Below are 2,881 nucleotides of genomic sequence, written 5' to 3'. Positions count from 1 at the left end.
CGGCGCCCGCAGCCGGAGCTGCCCCGGCCGCCGGGGGAGACGACGAACCTGGTCGCCGTCTTCAGCGGCTCCACCCGCAAGGGCCGCTGGCGCACCGGGCGGCGCATCAACGCCTTCGCCTGCTTCGGCGGGGTGGACATCGACCTCACCGAAGCCTTCTTCGACCAGCGGGAGATCGTCGTCCAGGCCACCGCGCTGTTCGGCGGCATCGACATCGTCGTGCCCGAGAACGTCGGCGTCCGCGGCAGCGGCGCCGGCGTGTTCGGGGCCTTCGACGTCGACCACGAGGAGGCCGCCGACCCGGACGCGCCGGTGGTCGTGATCCGGGGCGCGGCGGTCTTCGGAGGGGTCGAGGTGCGGCGGAAGAAGGGCAAGCGGATCCGGGATCTCCGGGCGCCTCGCGACTGAGCGCATAGACACGCGCACAGCGGGTATTGCTTCGGGCATCGTCTCTCGCACGGCCACTCGCGCCAACTGCCGTGCGCAGCAAGGCGGAAAGGGTGACTCCATCGCCGTCGTCAGGAGTAGACCGTGCTGCAACCGCCGCATCAGCCCCTGCAGGCCGCTGTAGTTCCCGCGCAGCGCACCGCCACGCGGGGGCAAGCGGAGCCATGGCATTCGGAGGCGGTGTGTCACCGGGACGAAGCCGGGCTGTTCTTCGCTCCTTCCAAGGAACCGACCGCGGCGCGGCTGGCGCGCGAGCAGGCGGCCAAGCGGGTCTGCGCCCGCTGCCCGGTCCTGGTGGAATGCCGTGAGCACGCCCTGCTCCAGCCGGAGCCGTACGGCGTGTGGGGCGGACTGACCGCCGCCGAGCGCCGTGTGGTGCTGGCCCGCAGGCGCCGCCGGGACGCCACCGCCCCGGAACCGACGCACCCCTCGGTGCAGCGCATCGCCTGACCCGCGAGGCAGCCGCCGCTGGAGCCGGTCCGGGCCCCGGTCCGGGCCCGCACGGATCAGTCCTCGGCTCGACTCCTCGGCCGACCCCGCGTCCGTTCCGTGCGCACGGTCTCCGTTCCGTGCGCACGGTTCCGTCCGCGGGGCCGTCGGTTCAGCGTGCGCGGTCGAAGTCGATGGCGCTGTAGGCGCGGAGCTTCGACAGCTGGTGGGTGGAGTCGATCTGCCGGATGGTGCCGGACTTCGACCGCATCACCAGCGACTGCGTGAACGCGGTCTCCGCCTGGTAGCGCACGCCGCGCAGCAGGTCGCCGTCGGTGATGCCGGTCGCCACGAAGAAGACGTTCTCGCCCGAGACCAGGTCGTCCGTGTGCAGCACCCGGTCCAGCTCGTGGCCCGCGTCCAGGGCGCGCTGCCGCTCCGCGTCGTCCTTCGGCCACAGCTTGCCCTGGATGGTGCCGCCCAGGCACTTGATGGCGCAGGCGGTGATGATGCCCTCCGGGGTGCCGCCGATGCCCAGCAGCAGGTCCACGCCGACGCCTTCGCGGACCGCCATGATCGCGCCGGCCACGTCGCCGTCGGAGATGAACTTGATCCGGGCGCCCGTCTCCCGGATCTCCTTCACGATCCCGTCGTGCCTCGGCCGGTCCAGGACCACGACGGTGACGTCCTCCGGGGCGCAGCCCTTGGCCTTCGCCACCCGCCGGACGTTGACCGACGCGGGCGCGTCGATGTCCACGTACTCGGCGGCCTCGGGGCCCGTCACGAGCTTGTCCATGTAGAAGACCGCCGACGGGTCGAACATCGCGCCGCGCTCGGCGACGGCCAGTACCGACACGGCGTTGGCCATGCCCTTGGCCGTCAGGGTGGTGCCGTCCACCGGGTCCACCGCGACGTCGCACTCGGCGCCCGTTCCGTCGCCCACGCGCTCACCGTTGTAGAGCATCGGCGCTTCGTCCTTCTCGCCCTCGCCGATGACCACCACACCGTTCATGGACACGGTCGAGACCAGGGTGCGCATCGCCTTGACGGCCGCGCCGTCCGCGCCGATCTTGTCGCCGCGGCCGACCCAGCGGCCCGACGCCATGGCCCCGGCCTCGGTGACCCGCACCAGTTCCAGCGCGAGGTTGCGGTCGGGGGCCTCCGGACTGACCTCGAGCTGCGACGGAAGATGGTGGTTCTCTGTCATCGGGACGCACCTTTCTGCACGGTCGCCGGGAGCTGCGGCCGGACAGTACAAGAGGAGTGAGGGTACGTACGACCTTATCCGCACCCCGCCATTGTGAGCAGGGGGGCCCACGCATGAGCGGGCTCGCGGCCGGAACCGGCGCGGCGGGGGCCGGTTCGGACCGGTTCCGTCCATGGGGGACCATGGACGGGTGGCGACGATGCGTGGCAAGAAGACGGTGCGGGACATGGTGCTGTCCATGGCGGTGATCGGGGCGGGTGCCTGGTTCCTCTGGCTGTTCCTCCCGCACGACGACCAGCAGGACCCGGTGCGCGAGGTCAGCTACCGCACGGAGCTGGTCACCGCGGAGCGGGGGGCGCCCTACGCGCTGGCCGCCCCCGAGGGGCTGTCCGACGACTGGCGCGCCACCTCGGTCTTCTACCGGGCGCAGAGCGACCACGGCGCGGTCTGGCACCTGGGTTTCATGGACCCGGACAACGAGTACGCGGCCGTCGAGCAGAGCGACGCCGACCCCACCAAGTTCGTCGCGAAGGTCACCCACGGCGCGGAACGCACCGACCGCACCGAGCGGCTGGACGGCGACACGTGGACCTACTACGAGGGCGCGAAGTACGACGCCCTGGTGCTGGAGCAGCCCGACGTGACGACGGTGGTCACCGGCACGGCCCCGAAGGTGCGGCTGGGTGAGCTGGCCGCCGCCCTGGAGACGGAGCGGGCCCCGGCGAACGCCGGGACCCCGGACGGTGCCGAGCCGCCCGCCCAGCGCGAGGCGGCCGGTACGGACCCGAAGGGCTGACG

General features: G+C 72.2%; 4 protein-coding genes. 3 read left to right on the top strand and 1 reads right to left on the bottom strand.

Annotated elements, in window-relative coordinates; translation table 11 throughout:
• Together ACYVE9_RS21465 and ACYVE9_RS21460 are read left to right on the top strand one after the other, a co-directional pair.
• The coding region (locus ACYVE9_RS21465; RefSeq protein ID WP_461029524.1) for a LiaF domain-containing protein at positions 1-408 on the top strand (408 nt) is incomplete at its 5' end.
• 123 nt (positions 409-531) lie between these two features.
• Complete coding sequence (locus tag ACYVE9_RS21460) at positions 532-897, top strand: WhiB family transcriptional regulator (protein WP_461029523.1); 366 nt, start codon at positions 532-534, stop codon at positions 895-897.
• 151 nt (positions 898-1,048) lie between these two features.
• Here the strand turns inward: ACYVE9_RS21460 and glpX are convergent, their stop codons facing one another.
• On the bottom strand, positions 1,049-2,083 hold the full coding sequence (gene glpX, locus ACYVE9_RS21455) for a class II fructose-bisphosphatase (protein WP_461029522.1): 1,035 nt from the start codon (positions 2,081-2,083) through the stop codon (positions 1,049-1,051).
• 199 nt (positions 2,084-2,282) lie between these two features.
• On the opposite strand from glpX, the gene ACYVE9_RS21450 reads away from it, so the two are divergent.
• Positions 2,283-2,879, top strand: coding sequence for a DUF4245 domain-containing protein (locus tag ACYVE9_RS21450; protein WP_461029525.1), 597 nt, complete (start codon positions 2,283-2,285; stop codon positions 2,877-2,879).
• Positions 2,880-2,881: the final 2 nt, after the last annotated feature.

It is taken from the genome of Streptomyces sparsus (assembly GCF_054776295.1).
Note: the sequence above shows the minus strand (reverse complement) of the source record. Positions and strands in the feature narration are given on the sequence as shown.